At 72.9% G+C, this 21,579-nt stretch carries 17 protein-coding genes; 9 read left to right on the top strand and 8 right to left on the bottom strand.

Annotated elements, in window-relative coordinates; all coding sequences use genetic code 11:
• Nucleotides 1-696 (bottom strand): hypothetical protein (locus tag Q7T52_RS11760; RefSeq protein ID WP_304802675.1); only part of this gene is annotated, 696 nt, incomplete at its 3' end.
• A 105-nt stretch (nucleotides 697-801) separates the two neighbouring features.
• Complete coding sequence (locus tag Q7T52_RS11755) at nucleotides 802-1,455, bottom strand: hypothetical protein (protein WP_304802674.1); 654 nt, start codon at nucleotides 1,453-1,455, stop codon at nucleotides 802-804.
• A 91-nt stretch (nucleotides 1,456-1,546) separates the two neighbouring features.
• Here Q7T52_RS11755 and Q7T52_RS11750 point away from each other — a divergent pair, with 91 nt between their 5' ends.
• Together Q7T52_RS11750 and Q7T52_RS11745 are read left to right on the top strand one after the other, a co-directional pair.
• The gene (locus Q7T52_RS11750; RefSeq protein ID WP_304802672.1) at nucleotides 1,547-3,325 is read left to right on the top strand and encodes a biotin carboxylase N-terminal domain-containing protein; all 1,779 of its coding nucleotides are present in this window, start codon (nucleotides 1,547-1,549) and stop codon (nucleotides 3,323-3,325) included.
• 33 nt (nucleotides 3,326-3,358) lie between these two features.
• On the top strand, nucleotides 3,359-4,534 hold the full coding sequence (locus Q7T52_RS11745) for a benzoate/H(+) symporter BenE family transporter (protein WP_304802670.1): 1,176 nt from the start codon (nucleotides 3,359-3,361) through the stop codon (nucleotides 4,532-4,534).
• Here the strand turns inward: Q7T52_RS11745 and Q7T52_RS11740 are convergent.
• Complete coding sequence (locus tag Q7T52_RS11740; RefSeq protein ID WP_304802668.1) at nucleotides 4,506-5,042, bottom strand: hypothetical protein; 537 nt, start codon at nucleotides 5,040-5,042, stop codon at nucleotides 4,506-4,508. The two genes, Q7T52_RS11745 and Q7T52_RS11740, sit on opposite strands and share 29 nt — an antisense overlap.
• Nucleotides 5,043-5,091: 49 nt before the next feature.
• Between Q7T52_RS11740 and Q7T52_RS11735 the strand changes: the two genes are divergently transcribed.
• A complete protein-coding gene (locus tag Q7T52_RS11735) occupies nucleotides 5,092-6,774 on the top strand; it encodes an FAD-binding dehydrogenase (protein WP_304802667.1) in 1,683 nt (560 codons plus the stop codon).
• A gap of 57 nt (nucleotides 6,775-6,831) precedes the next feature.
• A complete protein-coding gene (locus Q7T52_RS11730; RefSeq protein WP_304802665.1) occupies nucleotides 6,832-7,635 on the top strand; it encodes a GNAT family N-acetyltransferase in 804 nt (267 codons plus the stop codon).
• A 22-nt stretch (nucleotides 7,636-7,657) separates the two neighbouring features.
• On the opposite strand, the gene Q7T52_RS11725 is transcribed toward Q7T52_RS11730, so the two are convergent.
• Nucleotides 7,658-7,957, bottom strand: a complete 300-nt coding sequence (locus Q7T52_RS11725) for a DUF1905 domain-containing protein (RefSeq protein ID WP_304802663.1) — start codon at nucleotides 7,955-7,957, stop codon at nucleotides 7,658-7,660.
• A gap of 22 nt (nucleotides 7,958-7,979) precedes the next feature.
• Here Q7T52_RS11725 and Q7T52_RS11720 point away from each other — a divergent pair, with 22 nt between their 5' ends.
• From Q7T52_RS11720 to Q7T52_RS11710, 3 genes are read left to right on the top strand one after another with little or no spacing between them, the layout of a single operon-like run.
• Nucleotides 7,980-8,483, top strand: a complete 504-nt coding sequence (locus Q7T52_RS11720) for a PH domain-containing protein (RefSeq protein ID WP_304802661.1) — start codon at nucleotides 7,980-7,982, stop codon at nucleotides 8,481-8,483.
• The gene (locus tag Q7T52_RS11715) at nucleotides 8,480-9,991 is read left to right on the top strand and encodes a PH domain-containing protein (protein WP_304802659.1); all 1,512 of its coding nucleotides are present in this window, start codon (nucleotides 8,480-8,482) and stop codon (nucleotides 9,989-9,991) included. The genes Q7T52_RS11720 and Q7T52_RS11715 overlap by 4 nt, the downstream gene beginning before the upstream one ends.
• A 45-nt stretch (nucleotides 9,992-10,036) precedes the next feature.
• Nucleotides 10,037-13,441: a pyruvate carboxylase gene (locus Q7T52_RS11710; RefSeq protein WP_304802657.1), complete on the top strand. Its 3,405-nt coding sequence runs from the start codon at nucleotides 10,037-10,039 to the stop codon at nucleotides 13,439-13,441.
• A 160-nt stretch (nucleotides 13,442-13,601) separates the two neighbouring features.
• On the opposite strand, the gene Q7T52_RS11705 is transcribed toward Q7T52_RS11710, so the two are convergent.
• Both Q7T52_RS11705 and Q7T52_RS11700 read right to left on the bottom strand, forming a co-directional pair.
• Nucleotides 13,602-14,786: a SpoIID/LytB domain-containing protein gene (locus Q7T52_RS11705; RefSeq protein ID WP_304802655.1), complete on the bottom strand. Its 1,185-nt coding sequence runs from the start codon at nucleotides 14,784-14,786 to the stop codon at nucleotides 13,602-13,604.
• A 14-nt stretch (nucleotides 14,787-14,800) separates the two neighbouring features.
• Complete coding sequence (locus Q7T52_RS11700; RefSeq protein ID WP_304802653.1) at nucleotides 14,801-16,276, bottom strand: LVIVD repeat-containing protein; 1,476 nt, start codon at nucleotides 16,274-16,276, stop codon at nucleotides 14,801-14,803.
• Nucleotides 16,277-16,430: 154 nt separating this feature from the next.
• Between Q7T52_RS11700 and Q7T52_RS11695 the strand changes: the two genes are divergently transcribed.
• A complete protein-coding gene (locus tag Q7T52_RS11695; RefSeq protein WP_304802651.1) occupies nucleotides 16,431-16,961 on the top strand; it encodes a DUF305 domain-containing protein in 531 nt (176 codons plus the stop codon).
• A gap of 25 nt (nucleotides 16,962-16,986) precedes the next feature.
• Here the strand turns inward: Q7T52_RS11695 and Q7T52_RS11690 are convergent, their stop codons facing one another.
• Complete coding sequence (locus Q7T52_RS11690; protein WP_304802649.1) at nucleotides 16,987-18,369, bottom strand: NAD(P)H-quinone dehydrogenase; 1,383 nt, start codon at nucleotides 18,367-18,369, stop codon at nucleotides 16,987-16,989.
• Between the two features lie 113 nt (nucleotides 18,370-18,482).
• Here Q7T52_RS11690 and Q7T52_RS11685 point away from each other — a divergent pair, with 113 nt between their 5' ends.
• Nucleotides 18,483-19,121: a hypothetical protein gene (locus Q7T52_RS11685; protein WP_304802647.1), complete on the top strand. Its 639-nt coding sequence runs from the start codon at nucleotides 18,483-18,485 to the stop codon at nucleotides 19,119-19,121.
• A 1,012-nt stretch (nucleotides 19,122-20,133) separates the two neighbouring features.
• On the opposite strand, the gene lpdA is transcribed toward Q7T52_RS11685, so the two are convergent.
• Entirely contained in the window at nucleotides 20,134-21,525 is a 1,392-nt protein-coding gene (lpdA, locus tag Q7T52_RS11680) for a dihydrolipoyl dehydrogenase (RefSeq protein ID WP_304802645.1), read from the bottom strand.
• Between the last annotated feature and the right edge of the window lie 54 nt (nucleotides 21,526-21,579).

Here is a 21,579-nt window from a genome sequence, read left to right as displayed (position 1 = left end):
CACCAGCGCGCAGGAGTGCTGCGAGCCGGAGCTCGCCGCCGTCGCGCCGTCGGCCCCGGTGGCGGTGACCGGCGTCGCCGAGCTGCTCTGGGTGCCGTCGCCCAGCGCGCCGAAGCTGTTGGCCCCCCAGCACCTGACCGTGCGGTCGGGCACGACCGCGCAGGACTGGGCACCGCCCACCGAGAAGGCGAGCGGCAGCGCACCCGGGGGTACGGCGGTGACGGGCCGGCTCGGGCCGGTGACGGCCACCGCCCCGCGGAAGACCGCCGCAGCCGCGCGGTAGCTGCGGGTCGTGCCGTCGGCGGGGGTCACCGTGGCCGCGAACCGGCCCGCCGCGTCCTGACGGCCCGACGCGAGCGTGGTCCAGGTCGATCCGGTCTGGTGCTCGATCCGCACAGGCCGCCCAGGACGCACCGGCCGGAACGCCGCGACGAGCCGAACCGGCTCGCCGACGACCGGCTGGACCGGTGACGTGGCCAGCGCCGCCGACGAGGCGAGCACCTCGAGCGTCCGGACCGCCGTGGTGGCGGCCGGGAGGCGCCGGCCCCCGACGGTCACGGCCCGCGCCACGACGCGGTAGCGCACCCGCGCGGCCCCGGCCGGGGCCGCAGTGCCGAACCGCCAGCGACCCGCGGCGGACGTCCTGGTCGACGCGACCGCGCGCCACGCTCCGCCCGTCGACCGCTGGAGGCTCACGGTGGGCGGATTCCCCGGCCGGCCGGGGGTTCCGACCGTTGTCAGGGGTTGCATCCCCTGACAAGGGTCAGATTCCCCGGTCAGCCGGGGAATCCGCCGGTCCCATCAGTCGCAGTTGTCGCAGAGGCCGGTCGCCGGGATCGCCATGAAACAGTTCGGGCAGACGGTGATCGGGCGGTCCGAGGCGGCGACCCGCTTGGGGGCGGTCACCTTGGGCTCCCGGGGGGCCCGCGGGGCCTTGGGCGCGCGGGCGCCGGCGGCGGTCGTCGAGCGCGGCGCACGGCTGCGCGTGGTCGACAGCACCTCGGCGGGCAGGCCACCGTCCTCGGGGGCGGAGCCCGCCCACTGGTAGCAGGCCAGCCGGGAGCGCGACGCGTGCCGCTCGCGGGCGGCGGGGTCGCTGATCGGGTTCTCCTCGTTGGCGCGCAGGACGTCGTCGTAGCGCTCCCCCACCCAGCCGTGCCCGTCGACCACCAGCGCGGTGAGCGGCGGGTAGCCGTCGCGGAAGTGGAGGTGGGCCAGCGGCTGCAGCACCTTGGGCAGCCAGCGGTCGGGCGGCCGGGTGGTGCGGATCCCGGTGTCGTCCTGCAGCCGCTCGGCGAGCTCGGACTCCCGGATGACGCCGTGGTAGCTCGTCGCCGTCTCCTCGAGCACGTCGTGCGCGGCGCGGGCCCAGTTCTCCAGCGCGATCGCCTCGGTGGTCATCGGGCCGTCCGGCGCGTGCCAGAACCCCTTGCGCTCCTGTTGGTACTCGGACACGCCATCGAGCATAGGTCGGGCTCCCGGTAGCCTGCCCGGCGGGACGGACCCGTCCACCCCACAGCCCGACCATTCCAGCGCAGGAGCACAGGTGCCCGACGTCAAGCCGTTGCAGAAGGTCCTCATCGCCAACCGTGGCGAGATCGCCGTCCGGGTCATCCGGGCGTGCAAGGACGCCGGTATCGGCAGCGTGGCGGTGTACGCCGACCCCGACCGCGACGCCATGTTCGTGCGGCTGGCCGACGAGGCCCACTCCCTCGGCGGCGCGACGCCGGCCGACTCCTACCTCGACATCGCCAAGCTCATCGCCGTCGCCGAGAAGTCCGGCGCCGACTCGGTCCACCCCGGCTACGGCTTCCTCGCCGAGAACGCCGACTTCGCCCAGGCCGTCATCGACGCCGGGCTCGTCTGGATCGGCCCGCCGCCGGCGGCGATCGAGGCGCTGGGCGACAAGGCCAAGGCCAAGCACATCGCCGAGAAGGCAAACGCCCCGCTGGCCCCCGGCACCAAGGACGCCGTCAAGGACGCCGACGAGGTCGTCGCGTTCGCCAAGGACGCCGGTCTGCCGGTGGCCATCAAGGCCGTCTTCGGCGGCGGCGGCCGCGGCCTCAAGGTCGCCCGCACGCTCGAGGAGATCCCCGACGCCTACGAGTCGGCGGTCCGCGAGGCCGTCAGCGCGTTCGGCCGCGGCGAGTGCCTCGTCGAGAAGTTCCTCGACAAGCCGCGCCACGTCGAGACCCAGTGCCTGGCCGACCAGCACGGCAACGTCGTCGTGGTCTCGACCCGCGACTGCTCGCTCCAGCGCCGCAACCAGAAGCTGGTCGAGGAGGCGCCTGCCCCGTTCCTGACCGACGACCAGGTCGCCAAGCTCTACGAGTCGTCGAAGGCGATCCTGCGCGAGGCCAGCTACGTCGGCGCCGGCACCTGCGAGTTCCTCGTGGCCGCCGACGGCACCATCTCGTTCCTCGAGGTCAACACGCGCCTCCAGGTCGAGCACTGCGTGTCCGAGGAGGTCACCGGCATCGACCTCGTGCGCGAGATGTTCCGCATCGCCGCGGGCGAGGAGCTCGGCTACGACGACCCCACGGTCACCGGCCACTCGATCGAGTACCGCATCAACGCCGAGGACGGCGGGGCCAACTTCATGCCGGCCCCCGGCACCCTCTCGGCGTGGAGCCCGCCGTCCGGCCCGGGCGTGCGCCTCGACGGCGGCTACGAGAACGGCGAGACCATCCCCGGCTCGTTCGACTCCCTCATCGCCAAGCTGATCGTCAGCGGCCGCGACCGCACCCAGGCGCTGGAGCGCTCGCGCCGCGCCCTCGACGAGTTCGTCGTCGACGGCATGCCCACCGTCATCCCGTTCCACCGCGCGGTGACCCGCGACCCCGCCTTCATCGGCGACGGCGAGACGTTCCACGTCTACACGCAGTGGATCGAGACCGAGTTCGACAACCAGATCGCGCCCTACGGCGGCGCCGTCGCCGAGGGCGACGAGCCCGAGGAGCGCCGGACCGTCGTCGTCGAGGTCGGCGGCAAGCGCCTCGAGGTCGTCATCCCGTCCGGTCTCGGTGGCCTGTCGTCCGGCGGCGGCACCGGCAGCGGAGGCAAGAAGCCCAAGCGCGCGGCCGGCAAGAAGGCCGGCGCCGCGGCGTCCGGAGACTCCGTGACCAGCCCGATGCAGGGCACCATCGTCAAGGTCGTCGTCGAGGAGGGCCAGCAGGTCGCCGAGGGCGAGACCATCGTGGTCATCGAGGCCATGAAGATGGAGCAGCCGCTCAAGGCCCACAAGGCCGGCACGGTCACCGGTCTGGCCGCCGAGGTCGGCGCGACCGTCACCAGCGGTCAGTCCATCTGCGAGCTCAAGGACTGATCCGATTGACCGCGGACCGATGACCTCGCGCGGGTGAGCGACTCGCAGGCCGTCGTCGCCGGGGTCGTGACGTCGGTCGTCGGGTTCACGTCGTCCTTCGCCGTCGTCCTCACCGGCCTCACGGCGGTCGGTGCCTCACCGTCCGACGCAGCCTCCGGACTGCTCGTCGTGTCGCTGACGATGGGCGTCGGCTCCCTCGCGTTCTCGTGGCGCACGCGCCAACCCGTGACGATGGCGTGGTCGACGCCCGGCGCGGCCCTCCTGGCCGGGGCCACCGTGCCCGACGGTGGGTACGCCGACGCCGTCGGCGCCTTCCTCGTCGCCGGGTTGCTCTACGCCCTGACGGGGCTGGTCCGGCCGCTCGGCGACTGGGTCGCGCGGATCCCGATGCCGCTGGCCAACGCGATGCTGGCCGGCGTCCTGCTGGTGCTCTGCGTCGAGCCGTTCCGGGCCCTGACCGACGAGCCGGCGGCGATCGCGCCGGTGCTCGTCACGTGGCTGCTGCTGCTGCGGCTCGCACGGCGGTGGGCGGTGCCGGGTGCCTTCGCGGCGGCGGTCGTCGTCATCGTCGTGAGCGGCTCGCTCGGCGACGTCGACCGTGGGGCCCTCGCGCCGACGCTGACCTGGACCAGCCCGACGTTCGACCTCGTCACGGTCGTCGCGATCGGGGTGCCGCTCTACCTCGTCACGATGACGAGCCAGAACATCCCGGGCGTCGCCGTCCTCGCGTCGTTCGGCTACCGCGCTCCGCTGTCGCCGGCGCTCGTGTACGCCGGCGGCGCGACCGCCGTCACCGCCCCGCTGGGCGGCTACTCCATCAACCTGGCGGCCATCTCGGCGGCGCTGGCGGCCGGGCCCTCGGCCGGTGAGGACGAGTCGCGGCGTTGGGTTGCCGGGGTCTCGGCCGGCGTCACCTACCTGCTCCTCGGCCCCCTCGCCGCCCTGGTCACCACCGTCTCGGCCGCTGCTCCGGCCGGTGTCGTCGCCTCGGTCGCCGGACTCGCTCTCCTCGGCACCTTCGCCTCGGCCGCATCCTCGGCGTTGGGCGACGACGGCTACCGCGAGGCCGCGGCCGTGACCTTCGTCGTCGCCGCGTCGGGGCTGACGATCGCGGGCGTGGGGGCGGCGTTCTGGGCGCTCGTCGCCGGCGGGGTGTTCCTAGTGGTGGTGCGCGGACGCCTCAGCGCGACACCGTCGCACCGGTCGTGACCGCGGCGATCCCGGACACGACCAGCTCGGAGGACTCGGGGCGCCACGACACCACGGTGGCGGCCTGCGGGTCGAGCGAGAGCATCAGCTCGGCCTGACGGCGTACGGACTCGAGGTCGTCGAAGGCGTCGGGATCCTTCATGGCGTCGGGAACCACCATGACCGCCACCGTGTCCCCCGGTGCGACCTGGCCGGTGTGGGCGCCTCCGCTCAGCACGATCGTGCCGCCGTCGCCCGGCCGCGTGGCCGTGACCTCGAAGCTGAACGGCTCGTAGCCCGGTTCCTCACCGGTCGGGACCAAGCCCTCGAACCGGGCGGCGACGTCCGTCAGGTGCTCCTCGGCGCGGCGCAGGGTCTCGGCGTCCTCGGGCGACAGGTCCGTCTCGGGTCCCGCGGTCGCAGGTGGCGAGGCCGCTGCCGGGGCCGCTCGGGTGCGGGCCTGGTCCTGCAGCGCGGCCAGGCTCCGCTCGGCCTCGGTCTGCTCGCGCTTCCAGAACTTCCACCCCATGGGCGCGACCCTACGGCGCGGACGATCGGGCGCCGGTTACCGTTCCCGGGTGACCGACTCGTTCCAGCCCGACGCCATCGTCGTCGGGGCCGGCCTCGCCGGTCTCGTCGCCACCCACGAGCTCGTGCTCGCCGGCAAGAGGGTCCTGGTGCTCGACCAGGAGAACCGCGACAACCTGGGCGGCCAGGCGTTCTGGTCGCTCGGCGGGCTCTTCTTCGTCGACTCCCCCGAGCAGCGCCGGATGGGCATCAAGGACTCCCAGGAGCTCGCGATGCAGGACTGGCTGGGCTCCGCGCAGTTCGGCCAGCGCGACGACGAGTCCGGCGAGGACGAGGACACGTGGGGCCGTCGGTGGGCCGAGGCCTACGTCGAGTTCGCGGCCACCGAGAAGCGCGACTACCTCCACGCCCTCGGGCTCAAGTCGGTGCCGATGGTCGGCTGGGCCGAGCGCGGCGGCGCCGACCCGCAGGGCCACGGCAACTCGGTCCCGCGCTTCCACCTCACCTGGGGCACCGGCCCCGAGGTCGTGCGGATCTTCGAGGAGCCCGTGCTCGCCGGCGAGACCGCCGGGCTCGTGTCGTTCGCCTTCCGGCACCAGGTCGACGAGGTCGTCGTCGAGCACGGTGCGGTCGTCGGCGTGCGCGGGTCGGTGCTCGAGCCGAGCTCCGCGGGTCGGGGCGAGGAGTCCTCCCGCGAGGTCGTCGACACGTTCGAGCTGCGCGCCCCCGCCGTGATCGTCACCTCCGGCGGCATCGGCGGCAACCACGACCTGGTGCGCCAGACCTGGCCGACCGAACGGATGGGTCCCGCTCCCGAGCACCTGATCTCCGGCGTACCGGCCCACGTCGACGGGCGGATGCTCGCGATCAGCGAGACCGCCGGCGCGCGGGTCGTCAACCGCGACCGGATGTGGCACTACACCGAGGGCGTCCACAACTGGGACCCCATCTGGCCCGCCCACGCCATCCGGATCATCCCCGGACCCTCGTCGCTGTGGCTCGACGCGCACGGCAAGCGCTTCCCGGCGCCCAACTTCCCCGGCTGCGACAACCTCGCCACGATGCGCGCGATCCTCGCGACCGGCTACGACTACTCGTGGTTCGTGCTGACGCAGTCGATCATCGAGAAGGAGTTCGCGCTGTCGGGCTCCGAGCAGAACCCCGACGTCACCGAGAAGGACCTGCGCGTGCTGCTGCGCGAGCGGCTCTCCAAGGGCGCTCCGACGCCGGTCGAGAAGTTCAAGGAGCACGGGGAGGACTTCGTCGTCGCCGACACCGTCGACGAGCTCGTCGCCGGGATGAACAAGCTCTCGCGCGGGCCACAGCTCGACGCCGCCGACGTCGAGGCGATGATCGTCGCCCGCGACCGCGAGCTCGACAACGGCTTCTCCAAGGACGCCCAGCTGATGCTCGTCGCCAACGCCCGCCGCTCGCGCACCGACAAGGTCGTGCGGGTCGCCAAGCCCCACAAGATCCTCGACCCGGCCCACGGCCCGCTGATCGCCGTCCGCCTCAACATCCTCACCCGCAAGACCCTCGGCGGCATCCAGACCGACCTGTCCTCGCGCGCCCTCGGCGCCGACGGCCGGCCCGTCCCCGGACTCTACGCCGCGGGCGAGGTCGCCGGGTTCGGCGGCGGCGGTGTCCACGGCCACAACGCGCTCGAGGGCACGTTCCTGGGCGGGTGCATCTTCTCCGGGCGGGCGGCCGGCCGCGCGGTCGCGGAGGCCTGAGCCACTCCCGGCGGGAACTGCTTTGCCTCGGCCCGGCCGACCGGTCAGGCTCGCCCCATGCCCGACGACGTGCTGGACACCGCAGCCCTCCTGACCGCTTACGACGCCCAGCTCCGGGGGGCAGCCGAGATCCCGTCGGCGGAGCGTCTCGACCGGCACGGGCCGCTCGTGTGGGGCCGGTTCGCGGGTGGCCGGGGGTTCGTGACCTACCACGACCTCGGCGGGGCGACGGGTGAGGCGCTGCGCGAGCTCGTGGCGACGACGGCCGACCACTACCGGTCCGACCCCGGCATCACCCGCGTCGAGTGGAAGACCCGCGGCCACGACCACGCGCCCGGGCTGCACGACCTCCTGGTCGAGCACGGCTTCGAGCCCGACGAGCCGGAGACGGTGATGGTCGGGCGCACCGAGGACCTCGTCTCCGACGTCTCGCTCCCCGACGGCGTGAGCATCCGACAGGTCAGCGAGCCCGACGACGTGCGCCGGATGTGCCTGATGGCCGACATCGCCTTCGGCGACGAGTCGCCGGGCATGGCCGAGGCGCTGCTGAGCCGGCTGGCCTCCGGACGCGACGACATGGAGCTCTGGGTGGCGGAGGCCGACGACGAGATCGTGTCGTGCGGACGGCTCGAGCCGGTCGACGACTCGGAGTTCGCCGGGCTGTGGGGCGGGGCGACGCTGGAGGCCTGGCGCTCGCGCGGGATCTACCGGGTGCTGACGTCGGAGCGGGCACGCTCGGCCCTGCGCCGAGGGCGGACCCTGATGAACAGCGACTGCACCGAGTTCTCCCGCCCGATCCTCGAGCGCGCGGGCATGGTCAAGGTGACCACCACGACGCCGTACGAGTGGCGACGGGGTTGAGTCGGCGTGGATCGGCCCGGGGTCAGTCCGTGCCGGGCATGGCGACCCGCAGCACGATGGTGACGACGTCGTCGAGCTCGATCCCCTCGGCCCGGCGTACGTCGGTCTTGATCGGCACCACGTAGCCGCCCTCGCGCGGCCACAGCGACGTGGTGAACTCGGTCGTGCCGATGCGGCCGGTCACCGGCACCATCCCCCAGCCGTAGGACACGAGCTGCGCCACGTCGGCGAGCTCGGTGCGCTCGGGCTCGGGCACCGCCACGAAGTGGTGCGGCGCCGGCCCGCGCCACGAGAAGACCTCACCGCTGAACTCCAGCTCCACCCGACCAGCCTAGGCTCGAACCATGTCGGAGCCGGGGAGCAACGCGATCACAGGGATCAGCCTGCGCGACCCCGCCCACCGGGTCAGCCCGCGGGCCCGGGTGATGTGGATCCTCGGGGCCGCGGTGGAGGGGATCGTCGCGCTGGTGGTGCTGCTCGTCGCCGTGCTGGTGTGGGAGGTGCCGGCGTGGACGCTGGCCCTGCTCCTGGCGGTGGTGGTCGTCTGGGTCGCCGTGGTGCCGCAGTGGCGCTACCTCGTGCACCGCTGGGAGACGAGCGAGACGGCGGTCTACACACAGACCGGGTGGTGGGCGCGCGAGCGGCGGATCGCACCGATGAGCCGGATCCAGACCGTCGACTACGCCGAGGGCCCGGTCGCCCGGGTGTTCGGGCTGGCCAGCGTCACCGTGACGACCGCGTCGGCCGCGGGCGCGCTCAGCATCGACGGCCTCGACCGCGAGGTGGCGCGGCGCCTCGTCGACGACCTCACCCGCCAGGCCGACGCCGTGGAGGGCGACGCCACGTGAGCCCCGTCAGCGTGGTGGCGGCCGCGCACGACTGGCAGCGCCTCGACCGCCGGATGCTGCTCGTGCACCCGATCCGTGAGCTGGTGCGGTTCCTGCCGGCGCTGGTCGCGATCGCGGTCGCCGGGACGGCGTCCGGCGGCGCGCCCTGGCAGGCCCTCGGTGTCGTGGTGCCGGTGGCCCTCGGCGTCCTGCGCTACCTGACGACCCGCTACCGGATCGCCGCCGGCCGGATCGAGCTGCGGCGCGGGCTGCTGAGCCGCCGCGTCACCTCGACGCCCCTCGACCGGGTCCGCACCGTCGACCTCACCTCGTCGGTCGTGCAGCGGGTGCTCGGCCTCACGACCCTGCGCATCGGCACCGGCCTCGCGGCCAACGACGAGGGTGACGCGCTCGACCTCGACGGCCTGCCGGTCGACCGGGCCCGCGCGCTGCGCGCGGACCTGCTGCACGCCGCGCCCGTGGCCTCGGAGGACGGCTGGGCCGGCGACGTCCCAGCGGCACCGCACGACGCGGTCCCCCTCGTGGCGTTCGACCCGCGGTGGCTGCGGTTCGCGCCGTTCACCGGCACCGGCCTGATCGTCGTCGCGGCGGTGGTCGGTGGCGCGAGCCAGCTGCTCGAGTCGTTCGACGTGTGGGACGACGTGCGGTCCGACGACCTGCCCGTGCCGTCCGGGCTCGGCATCGCGCTCGGGGTCGTGGCCGGCGTGGTGGTGCTCGTCGCCCTGTCGGTGCTGGGCTACCTCGTCACCAACGGTGGCTTCCGGCTCACCCGCGAGGCCGGCGCGTGGCACGTGCGCCGAGGGTTGCTGACGACGCGCGAGACCAGCATCGACGAGGAACGCCTGGCCGGCGTGGCGATCGGCGAGCCGCTCGCGCTGCGGCTCACCGGTGGCCGGCACCTGCAGGCCATCGTCACCGGCGTCAACCGGTCGCAGAGCGGCAGCAGCACCCTGGTACCACCGTCCGACGCCGACGTCGCGCCGGCTGCGGCCCGGGCGATCCTCGGCCAACGTGGTCCCGACGGACCGGTCGACGCCCCGCTCACCGGCCACGGACCGGCCGCGACCCGGCGTCGTTGGACCCGCGCGCTCCTCCCGGCCGTGGTGCTGCTCCTGCTCGCCGTCGCGGCGGTCGCCACCGGCGCACCCTGGTGGCTGCTGGTGCCGTGCGTCGTCATCCTCGCCGCGTCCGCGGCGCTCGCGGCCGACCGCGCCGCTGGTCTCGGCCACGCCCTCGTCGACGGCCACCTCGTCGCGCGCTCGGGCAGCCTGGCCCGGCGGCGGGAGATGCTCGACGTCGACCACGTGATCGGCTGGACCCTGCGCGACACCTGGTTCCAGCGCCGGGCCGGGCTCATCGCGCTCGCCGCCACCACGGCCGGCGGTCGCGGATCGGTCGGCCTGCTCGACGTACCCGAGGCCGACGCGGTGCGGCTGGCCGACGAGGCGCTGCCCGGGCTGGTGTCGCAGTTCGCCACGGTCCCGAGACACGGTCTGAACACACTCTGAGATCGGCAACACGCGCGCAACTCGAGCCCCACTAGGTTGGCGCGCATGTTCTCCAAGGTGCTGGTGGCCAACCGTGGCGAGATCGCGATCCGGGCGTTCCGCGCGGCCTACGAGGTCGGGGCCCGCACGGTCGCGGTCTTCCCCCACGAGGACCGCTGGTCCGAGCACCGGCTGAAGGCCGACGAGGCCTACGAGATCGGCGAGCGCGGGCACCCGGTGCGCGCCTACCTCGACGCCGAGGCGATCGTCGCGGTGGCGGTCAAGGCCGGCGCGGGCGCCGTCTACCCCGGCTACGGCTTCCTCTCGGAGAACCCCGCCCTCGCCGAGGCGTGCGCCAACGCCGGCATCACCTTCGTCGGCCCCACGTCGACCGTGCTCGAGCTCACCGGCAACAAGGCCCGCGCGATCGCGGCGGCCAAGGCGGCCGGCGTACCGACCCTGGCCAGCGTCGAGCCCGGCACCGACGTCGAGGCGCTGGTCGCCGCGACCGAGGCCGCGCGCGACGGCGCCGGCATGCCCTACCCGCTGTTCGTCAAGGCCGTCGCGGGCGGCGGTGGCCGCGGCATGCGCCGCGTCGAGCGTCCTGAGGACCTGCGCGAGGCGGTCGAGACCTGCATGCGCGAGGGCGAGGGCGCGTTCGGCGACCCGACCGTCTTCATCGAGCAGGCCGTGGTCGAGCCGCGCCACATCGAGGTGCAGATCCTCGCCGACGGCGAGGGCAACGTGATCCACCTCTTCGAGCGCGACTGCTCGGTGCAGCGGCGCCACCAGAAGGTCGTCGAGATCGCGCCCGCGCCCAACCTCGACCCCGAGCTGCGCGACCGGATGTGCGCCGACGCCGTGCGGTTCGCCCGCGAGATCGGCTACCGCAACGCCGGGACCGTGGAGTTCCTGCTCGACCCCGACGGCAACTACGTCTTCATCGAGATGAACCCCCGCATCCAGGTCGAGCACACCGTGACCGAGGAGGTCACCGACGTCGACCTCGTCCAGTCCCAGCTGCGGATCGCCTCCGGCGAGACCCTCGCCGACCTCGGGCTGTCGCAGGAGACCGTGCAGCTGCGCGGCGCCGCGCTGCAGTGCCGGATCACCACCGAGGACCCGGCCAACAACTTCCGCCCCGACACCGGGGTCATCACGACCTACCGCTCCCCCGGTGGCGGCGGCGTGCGCCTGGACGGCGGCACCGTCTACACCGGCGCCGAGGTCTCGGCCCACTTCGACTCGATGCTCGCCAAGCTCACCTGTCGCGCGCGCACCTTCGACAAGGCGGTCGAGAAGGCCCGCCGGGCCGTCGCGGAGTTCCGCATCCGCGGCGTCTCCACCAACATCCCGTTCCTGCAGGCACTCCTCGACGACCCCGACTTCGCGGCCGGCCGGGTGACGACGTCGTTCATCGAGACCCACCCCCAGCTGCTCAACGCCCGCAGCTCGGGCGACCGCGGCACCAAGCTGCTCAGCTTCCTCGCCGACGTCACCGTCAACCAGCCCCACGGCGCCGCTCCGGTGTCGATCGACCCGGCCACCAAGCTCCCCGACGTCGACCTCAGCGTCCCCGCCCCCGACGGCTCCCGGCAGCTGCTGCTCGAGCTCGGCCCGGAGGCGTTCGCCCGGCGGCTGCGCGAGCAGGACACGGTCGCCGTCACCGACACGACGTTCCGCGACGCCCACCAGTCCCTGCTGGCGACCCGGGTCCGCACCCGCGACCTGCTGACCGTGGCCGGCCACGTGGCCCGCACGACCCCCGAGCTGTGGTCGCTCGAGGCCTGGGGCGGGGCGACGTACGACGTCGCGCTGCGCTTCCTCGGCGAGGACCCGTGGGACCGCCTGGCCGCGCTGCGCCAGGCCGTGCCCAACATCCAGCTCCAGATGCTGCTGCGCGGGCGCAACACCGTGGGCTACACGCCCTATCCCGCCGCCGTCACCGAGGCGTTCGTCGAGGAGGCCGCCGCCACCGGCATCGACGTCTTCCGGGTGTTCGACGCGCTCAACGACGTCGAGCAGATGCGGCCGGCGATCGCGGCCGTGCGCGCGACCGGGACCACGATCGCCGAGGTGGCGCTCTGCTACACCGGCGACCTCTCCAGCCCCGACGAGAAGCTCTACACGCTCGACTACTACCTGCGCCTGGCCGAGCGGATCGTCGACGCCGGCGCCCACGTCATCGCCATCAAGGACATGGCCGGGCTGCTCCGCGCCCCTGCCGCCCGCACCCTGGTCACGGCGCTGCGCGAGCGGTTCGACCTGCCCGTGCACCTGCACACCCACGACACCCCCGGCGGCCAGCTCGCCACCCTGCTGGCCGCGATCGACGCCGGCGTCGACGCGGTCGACGCGGCCTGCGCCTCGATGGCCGGTACGACGTCGCAGCCCGCGCTCTCGGCGCTCGTCTCGGCGACCGACCACTCCGCCCGCGAGACCGGCCTGTCGCTCGCTGCCGTCAACGCCCTCGAGCCCTACTGGGAGGCGACCCGCCGCGTCTACGCGCCGTTCGAGTCGGGCCTGCCCTCCCCCACCGGCCGCGTCTACCGCCACGAGATCCCGGGCGGCCAGCTGTCCAACCTGCGCCAGCAGGCGATCGCCCTGGGCCTCGGCGAGAAGTTCGAGCAGGTGGAGGACATGTACGCCGCCGCCAACGACATCCTCGGCCGCGTCCCCAAGGTGACCCCGTCGTCCAAGGTCATCGGCGACCTCGCGCTCGCCCTCGTCGGCATCGGTGCGGACCCCGCCGAGTTCGCCGCCGACCCGGGCAAGTTCGACATCCCGGACTCGGTGATCGGGTTCCTCAACGGTGAGCTCGGTGACCCGCCGGGCGGCTGGCCCGAGCCCTTCCGCACCAAGGCCCTCGAGGGCCGCACGTGGACGGCACCGGACGAGGACATCACCGCCGAGCAGGCGGAGGGTCTCGCCGGCGGCTCGCCCTCGCGGCGTCGTACGCTCAACCAGCTGCTGTTCCCCGGCCCCACCAAGGCCTTCAGCGAGGTCCGCGAGACCTACGGCGACGTGTCGGTCCTGCCGACCCTCGACTACCTCTACGGGCTGCGCCAGGGCGACGAGCACGAGGTCGAGATCGAGCCCGGCAAGACCCTGCTCATCGGGCTCCAGGCGATCAGCGACCCCGACGAGCGCGGCTACCGCACCGTCATGGCGATGATCAACGGCCAGATGCGTCCGATCTCGATCCGCGACAAGAGCGTCGCCGCCGAGGTCGCCGCCTCCGAGAAGGCCGACCCCGGCAACGACAAGCACGTCGCCGCCCCCTACCAGGGCGTGGTCACGCTCGTCGTCGCCGAGGGCGACACCGTCGAGGCCGGCCAGACCGTCGCCACCATCGAGGCCATGAAGATGGAGGCCTCGATCACCGCCCCCACCGCCGGCACCGTCGAGCGGCTCGCCATCTCGGGCACCCGCGCCGTCGAGGGTGGCGACCTGGTCGTGGTGCTGAAGTAGCGGGGCGGGCCGCCTGCGGCGGATTCCCCGGCTGACCGGGGAGTTTGGTCCTTGTCAGGGGTTGCAACCCCTGACAAGGGTCGGATTCCCCGGCCGACCGGGGAATCCGACACCCCCCGGGGTATGCCGTTCCGGACCACGGCCGGACGACGATCGGCCGTCAGCGCAGGTCGAACCAGCTCGAGTTGAGCCCGAAGTAGGACCGGAACGTCTCACCGCTGACCGCGGTCGACGTCTGGGAGCCGACGATGCGGATCAACGTCACCCGTCCGCCCCACTGGCCGTTGCCGTCGCGGGTGACGACCTCGACCCGCTGGAACGTGCCGATGGCCGGGAACGCGCGCTCGAGCTCACCGGCAGCGATCGAGTCGGTGACGCCCTGGTAGCGGTCGTCGTAGGGGTCCTGCTTGGCGACCAGGTAGGGCTGCGAGCCGGCCGACATCCAGCCGCCGTTGCTCGCGGAGAACTGGGTGAACGCCGGGCGTCCGCCGCTGGTGAGCACCTGCCGGGCCGTGGCCTTGATCGCGGCGTCCGTCGACGAGACCTCGTTGGTCACGCCGCCGTAGACCTGCGACGAGGTGGTGTCGTCGACGTGGAAGTAGCGGCGGGAGTAGTCGGCGCGCTCGAAGGCGGCGTAGGTGCGGGCCGCGACGGCCTGGGCCCGCAGGGCGGCCGGCTTCCACGACGGGAAGACCTCGCGAGGCACGACGCCACGCAGGTAGGACTCGAGGGGCACGACGTTGACGGTGTGGCGCGTCCGGGCGCCGGCCGACGGCAGGGCCGACCGCAGCGCGCCGCGGTAGGCGCGTCGCCCCGACGGCGTGACCAGCGTGACGGGCTGGCCGCCCGCGGACAGCTCGGCCTCGCCCGGCACGGTGCGCGCCGTGTGCCAGGAGCCGCGGGCGCCCTTCCAGGCGATGGTGCTGCGGCCGCCGCTCGCCGGGGTGATCCGCCAGCGGCGGGCCGCGGCCGGCTTGTCGAGCCGGTAGGTCCTGGCGTTGCCGAGGCTGCGGACCCGCAGACCGGGCCGGTCGAGCACGACGACGTCGGTCGTGGTGTCGGCGCTCAGCAGCACCTTCATCGTGCCCGTGGCCGTGCCGTTGGCCAGCGACGGGTAGTAGAAGCGCAGGATCTGCTGGGTGCTGCGCCCGGCCAGGGCCTGCGCCTGGGCGCCGTACTGCGACAGGCCGTGCCCGTGGCCGAAGCCGTTGGTCACCAGCCGCACCGTCGCTGCCCGCGCGTCCGGCGCGGCCGTGGCCGTGGCCGTGGCCGTGGCCGGCGGCACGGCGAGCGCGGCGGCGGAGGTCACGAGGACAGCCAGGATCGTCACGACCCGAGAGCGCACGACAGACAGACCCTTCACCCGTTGAACGACGGCTGCGACTGCGCGTTGAAGACCGACAGCTTGCGCTGCGCGGCCTTGCGCGCCCACGGCGTCTTGATCTTGAAGACCTCGAGACCGCGGGTGATGTCGCTGGAGTAGACGAAGCCGTTGTACCAGTAGGACGACCACGAGCCGCCGAGCACGAGCTCGCTGTCGTCGATCGCGCCGCGGTCGAAGTGCTGGAGCTCGCGGGGCTTGCCGGACCGGGTGAACTCCCAGACGGAGGTGCCGCCCTGGTACCAGGCCTGGACCATGATGTCGCGGCCCTTGACCGGGACCAGCGAGCCGTTGTGGGCCACGCAGTTCTCGGTGTCGGACTGGACCCGCGGCAGCTTGTAGTAGCTGCGGAAGACGAGCTTGCGCCCGACGATGTCGTAGATGCCGTCAGCCCCGCGGCGGGGCCCGACGTCCTTGTTGCACTCGGCCGCGCCACCGCCGCCGAGCTCGTCGGTGAAGACGACCTTGGTGCCGGCGTTGTTGAACGTCGCCGAGTGCCAGAACGCGAAGTTGGCGGTGTCGCGCACGCGGTTGATCACGCGCGGCTTGGCCCGGTTGGTGATGTCGAGCAGGACGCCGTCGCCCATGCAGGCACCGGCGGCGAGGTTCTTGCTCGGGAAGGCCGTGATGTCGTGACAGCCGCTGGTGTCGCTGCTGTAGTCGTCGTCGGTCGTGCCGCCGTCGGGGAACAGCACCGGCTGGCTCACCACCCGTGCCTGCGCCGGCCGGGCGACCGGCACCTGGACGACGCTGATGGAGTCGTGCGGGGGCTGGCAGTTGGGCAGCACCGGGCTGGGCCCGTAGGACGACACGTAGACGAACAGGTCCTTGCCGTCGCGGCTCGGCGCGAGCGTGTGGGTGTGCGAACCGCACTCGGTGAGGACGGACGTGACGAACCGCGGCTTGCGGGGGTTCTTGAGGTCGAAGACGCGGATGCCCTCCCAGGCGCCCGGGAGCGGGACGGGCACCGGCAGCCCCATCGAGGCCGACTCGTTGTCGCAGGTGTCGTTGGTGCGCAGGGAGTCGACGGACAGGATCAGCAGGTCGCGGTAGACCGAGACGTCGTTCTGCGAGCCCGGGCACTCGACCTGGGCGACCCGCCGGGGCTTGCGGGGGTTCTTGATGTCGTAGACGGTGAAGCCCAGGTAGTTGCCGGCGATCGCGTAGTGGCCGGTGAACGCGAGGTCGGTGCCGTAGGCGTCGTCGGCGGCGAACGCACCGGCGAGCGGCACCCGCGCGACGTTGCGCATCGCGCTGCTGCGGTCGACCTGACCGCTGCGCACCCGCGGCGTCGCCGGCTCGAAGCGGGCGATCTCCTGGCCCGGCAGGACCGGCCGGTCCTCGAGGACGGGCGCGTCGTCGGGCCGCGGGTCGGTCGGGTCGGCCGAAGCGGGTACGACGGCGGCCAGGCCGGCCGAGAGGACGAGCGCGCTGGCGGCGACGAGCAGTTTCACCGAGAACTCCTGGGACGTGGTCGCTTAGGGTGCGGGGGTGATGCCGACCCGACCAGCGATCGCCGTGGTGACGGCTCTGCTGGTGGCGGGAGGTGTGGCGGGGTGTGCTGGCGAGCACCCTACGTCAGACCACGGACAGCCGGCCGCGCACGAGATGACCGGCACGGACGAGATGGCGGGGATGGCGCCCGCCTCTCCCCCGCCCGAGTCGGCCGACTGGAACGCCGCCGACGCGACGTACCTGTCGATGATGGTCGCGCACCACAGCCAGGCCCTCGACCTGGCCGAGCTCGCGCCGGAGCGGGCGGCCGACCCGCGCGTACGCCGGCTGGCCGCGTCGATCGACGCCGGCCAGGGCCGCGAGATCGTGGTGATGGCGACCTGGCTGGTCGACCACGGCCAGCCCGAGCCGACCGTCGAGAGCGTGGCCGCGATGAGCTCGACCGGGATGCCCGGGATGCTCGACCAGAGCCAGCTCGCGGCGCTGGCGGCGACGGACGGCGCGGCGTTCGACCGGCGGTTCCTCGAGGACATGGTCCAGCACCACCAGGGTGCGGTCGCGATGGCCGAGGACGTCCTCGGGACGGGCGAGGACGTCCGCGTCACCGAGATGGCCACCGACGTGGTCGCCAGTCAGAACGCCGAGATCGCCCGGATGCGCCGGCTCCTGGCCGACCTTCCGTGAGCGTCAGCCGGCCGTGTCGAGCGACTCAGAAGCGGTGCAGCCGCCGCGCCGCCTCGGCGATCGAGCCGCTCACCGACGGGTAGACGGTGAACGCCTGGGCCAGCTGGTCGGCGGTCAGCGACTCGGCCACCGCGATCGAGACGGGGTGGATCAGCTCGCTGGCCCGCGGGCCCACGACCACGCCGCCGACGACGATGCCGGTACCGGGACGGCAGAAGAGCTTGACGAAGCCGTCGCGCACGCCCTGCATCTTGGCGCGGGCGTTGCCCGACAGCGGCAGCGTGACGACGTCGGCCTGCATCTCGCCGGCGTCGACGGACTGCTGCGACCAGCCGACGGTGGCGATCTCGGGCGCGGTGAACACGTTGGAGGAGACCTTCTTGAGGTCGAGGGGGTGCACGGTGTCGCCGAGGAAGTGCCACATGGCGATCCGTCCTTGCATGGCCGCGACGCTGGCGAGCATCAGGACGCCCGTGCAGTCACCAGCGGCGTACACCCCTCGCGCGGAGGTGCGCGACACCCTGTCCACGTTGACGAAACCGCCGTCCTTGAGGACCACGCCGGCCTCCTCGAGCCCCAGGTCGGTGGTGTTGGGCACCGAGCCGAGCGCGAGGATGCAGTGGCTGCCCTGGACCTCGCGGCCGTCGGTCAGCCGGACCGTCACGACGTCGCCGTCGCGGGTGACCGACTCCATCCGCGACTTCGACAGCACGGTCATGCCGCGCCGGATCGACACGTCCTCGAGGACCTTGGACGCGTCGGCGTCCTCGCCGGGCAGCACCCGGTCGCGGCTGGAGACCAGCGTGACGGGGATGCCGAGGGCGAGGTAGCCGCTGGCGAACTCGGCGCCGGTCACCCCCGAGCCGACCACGATCAGCTCGGTGGGCACCTCGGTGAGGTCGTAGACCTGCTCCCAGGTGAGGATGCGCTCGCCGTCGGGCTGGGCGCTCGGCAGCGTACGGGGAGCGGCGCCGGTCGCGACGAGGATCGCGTCGGCGTCGTACGACGCCCCGTCGACGACCACGCAGCCCGGACCGTCGAGGCGACCACGCCCCTCCACGACGCGCACGCCCTCCTTGTCGAGCCGCCGCGCGATGTCGGCCGACTGCTCGGCCGCCAGGGCCTTGACGCGGGTGTTGACCCGGGCGAGGTCGACCCGGATCGACGTGGCCGAGTCGCCCTCGTGGTCGCGGAAGTCGATGCCGAGCTCGGCGGCCGCCTCGACCTGCGTCATCACCTCGGCCGTGGCGATCAGGGTCTTGCTCGGCACGCAGTCGGTCAGCACCGCCGACCCACCGATGCCATCGGAGTCGACGACGGTGACGTCGGCCCCCAGCTGGCTCGCGACCAGGGCGGCCTCGTAGCCGCCGGGGCCTCCGCCGAGGATGACGACCTTGTCGCTGCTCATGCCTCCAGGCTATCGAGGGCCACCCGTGGCGGAGCGGGTGCGGGGCCACGGCGGCACCGAATGAGCCGATCGACGACTGACACGACGGTCGTCGCGGACCTAGCATCCCGCGCATGACCCTGCGCCCTCCCTCGCTCGCCACCTGCCTCGCGCTGCTGGCCCTCGTCGTCGCCCTCGGCGGCACGAGCTATGCCGTCAGCCAGCTGCCGCCGAAGTCCGTCGGCACGCCCCAGCTCAAGAACAACGCCGTCACCTCCGCCAAGGTCAAGAACGGGTCGCTCCGCACCCAGGACTTCAAGAAGAGCGACGCGCCCCGGGGGCCGCGGGGCGCGGCCGGACCCGTGGGTCCGGCCGGACCACAGGGTGACCGCGGCCCGTCGAACGGACTCGTCTTCACGCGGAGCAACCCCCGCAGTCTGCCCGGCACCGCGGCGACCACCGTCCTCACGGTGACGCCGGGTACGCCGGCCGTGGCGACGTACGTCGCGACCGCCTCCGCCGACACTGGTCAGGACGTGGCGGGCGACGTCCGCTGCCAGCTCAAGTCGGGGGCGGCCGTGCTCGACGACGTCACCGTCCGGGTAGCCGCCGTCGGGAGTCCCGGTGACGAGGTGCGGGTGGTGCTGGTCGGTGGCGTCTCAGGAGGCGCGATCGACATCGTGTGCGCGGACGGGTCGGGGCTGGACTTCTCGATCGACGACCAGAGGCTGGCCGCGGTCCGCGTCGACGCGGTGACCAAGATCGACCTCTGATCCGGTCGTTCCGCTGACCCGCCGACCATGAGCCGTCACGATGCCGCCATGACCGACGACCGCCGCGGCACCTGGACCCAGCCCTAGGGGCCGCGCTCGACGACTCGCAGACCCAGGTGGCGTTCCGGCGTTGGCGGGCCGACACCCAGCGCGAGGCCGGCGCCTTCGTGGTGACCGTGGTCGCCATGGCGGGGGCGACAGCGCTCGGGGTGTACGGCGTCACGACGGGTCGATGTGGGCGTGGGTGGTCGGGTTCGGCGCGGCGGTCAGCGGGCTGTCGTGGCTGGGGCCCGCGCTGCGCGGACGGCACCAGCACGCGCGCCGCAAGATCCGTGAGATGTCCGATCTGCTCGGCGAGCGCCCGTGGGCCCTCCACCGCGGCAGCCTGAGGCGCGAGGAGCTGCTGTTCGCCCCCGACACGGCCCCCGTCGAGGGTCTTCGGTCTGCTCCGAGGCCGGACGCTGCGCACCCAGCGCGACCGCGACCCTGCCGAGGGCAGGACCACCAAACTGATCTGGACGGGCGGCCGCTGCACCGAGCGCTCGCCCAGGCTGCCCCTGCGCTGAGCGGCCGCGACAACCCGAGCCGAGCGGGGTGTTCCCGACCGGGCCCCACGACGTACCCGGCACAGGCGCCCGGGCCACAGCCCGACCGGGCCACACGACATACCCGGCACAGGCGCCCAGGCCACAGCCCGACCGGGCCACACGACATACCCGGCACAGGCGCCCAGGCCACAGCCAGACCGGGCCACACGACGCACCCGGCACAGGCGCCCGGGCCACAGCCCGACCGGGCCACACGACGCACCCGGCACAGGCGCCCGGGCCACAGCCCGACCGGGCCCCACGACGCGCCCGGCACAGGCGCCCGGGCCACAGCCCGACCGGGGAACACGGCGCACGGAGCGGCCGGTGGGGTCACGGCCCGGTCAGCCCCGCCGTACCAAGCGGGCGGCAGCAACTACCAGAAGGAGCGGGGTTGCGGGCCGACCCCACCGGCCAGCGACCAATCAGAAGTTGATCATGTGGCCGGCGATGCCGTGGATGGCTTCCTTGACGGACTCGCCGAGCGTCGGGTGGGCGAAGACGTTGCGGGCGACCTCGTCGGCGGTGAGGTCCCACTGCTGCGCGAGGGTGAGGACCGGCAGCAGCTCGGTGACGTCGGGGCCGATGAGGTGGCCGCCGATGATCTCGTTGTGCTCGGCGTCGGCGACGATCTTGACGAAGCCGACGGTGTCGCCGAGGCCCTGCGCCTTGCCGTTGGCGGAGAAGGGGAAGGTCGCTGTCTTGACGTCGTAGCCCTTGTCCTTGGCCTGCTGCTCGCTGTAGCCGAAGGAGCCGATCTGCGGCTGGCAGTAGGTGGCGCGCGGGATCATGTCGAAGTTGATCTCCTGCGTCTCGGCGCCGGCGATGGTCTCGGCGGTGACGATGCCCATGGCCTCGGCGGCGTGGGCGAGCATCATTTTGCCGGTGACGTCGCCGATGGCGTACACGTTGTCGACGTTGGTGCGGCCGCGGCCGTCGACCTCGATGGCGCCGCGGTCGGTGACCTTGACGCCGATGGCCTCGAGGCCGTAGCCGTCGACGCGCGGGGCGAAGCCGATGGCCTGCAGCACCTTGTCGGTCTCCAGGACCTGCTGCTCGCCGTCCTTGGAGACGGTGACCTTGACCTTGTCGCCGGAGTCGTCGATGCCCTCGACCTTGGTGCCGAGGAGGACCTTGACGCCGAGCTTCTTGTACTGCTTGAGGAGCTCCTTGGACACGTCGGCGTCCTCGGTGGGCACCATCCGGTCGAGGAACTCGACGATGGTGACGTCGACGCCGAAGTTCTTCATGACGTAGGCGAACTCGACGCCGATGGCGCCGGAGCCGGCGATGACGATGCTGCCGGGGAGGTTCTCGTCGAGGATCTGCTCCTCGTAGGTCACCACGCGCTCGCTCAGGCTCGTACCGGGGATCAGCCGCGTCGTGGCGCCGGTGGCGATGATGAGGTGGTCAAAGGTGTGGCCGGTCGTCTCGCCGTCCTTGCCCTTGACGTCGATCCCGGTCGCGCTGGTGAGGGTGCCCCAGCCGTCGATCTCGGTGATCTTGTTCTTCTTCATCAGGAAGTGGACGCCCTTGACGATGCCGGCGCTGACCTGGCGGCTCCGCTTGTGGGTCGGGCCGAACGACATGGTGGCGTCGCCCTCGATGCCGAACTTGGCCTTCTCGTGCGTGAGCACGTGGGCGAGCTCGGCGTTCTTGAGGAGCGCCTTGCTGGGGATGCAGCCGACGTTGAGGCAGACACCGCCCCAGTACTTCTCCTCCACGACGGCGACGGACTTGCCGAGCTGGGACGCGCGGATGGCGGCGACGTAGCCGCCGGGGCCCGCACCGAGGACGAGGACATCGAAGTGGCTCACCCTCCGATCGTAGTGCGGTCCCCAGGCCGGTCCGCCGCGGGCACTACCCTTCCT

It is taken from the genome of Nocardioides sp. (genome assembly GCF_030655615.1).
Taxonomy (GTDB): Bacteria; Actinomycetota; Actinomycetes; order Propionibacteriales; family Nocardioidaceae; genus Nocardioides.
This window is presented reverse-complemented; position numbering and strand designations above follow the sequence as displayed.

Excerpts from the sequence above, each read along its gene's own strand:
- Q7T52_RS11740 (WP_304802668.1), bottom strand. The coding sequence starts at position 5,042 with ATGGGGTGGAAGTTCTGGAAGCGCGAGCAGACCGAGGCCGAGCGGAGC.
- Q7T52_RS11730 (WP_304802665.1), top strand. The coding sequence starts at position 6,832 with ATGCCCGACGACGTGCTGGACACCGCAGCCCTCCTGACCGCTTACGAC.
- Q7T52_RS11720 (WP_304802661.1), top strand. The coding sequence starts at position 7,980 with ATGTCGGAGCCGGGGAGCAACGCGATCACAGGGATCAGCCTGCGCGAC.
- Q7T52_RS11710 (WP_304802657.1), top strand. The coding sequence starts at position 10,037 with ATGTTCTCCAAGGTGCTGGTGGCCAACCGTGGCGAGATCGCGATCCGG.
- Q7T52_RS11695 (WP_304802651.1), top strand. The coding sequence starts at position 16,431 with ATGACCGGCACGGACGAGATGGCGGGGATGGCGCCCGCCTCTCCCCCG.
- Q7T52_RS11690 (WP_304802649.1), bottom strand. The coding sequence starts at position 18,369 with ATGAGCAGCGACAAGGTCGTCATCCTCGGCGGAGGCCCCGGCGGCTAC.
- Q7T52_RS11685 (WP_304802647.1), top strand. The coding sequence starts at position 18,483 with ATGACCCTGCGCCCTCCCTCGCTCGCCACCTGCCTCGCGCTGCTGGCC.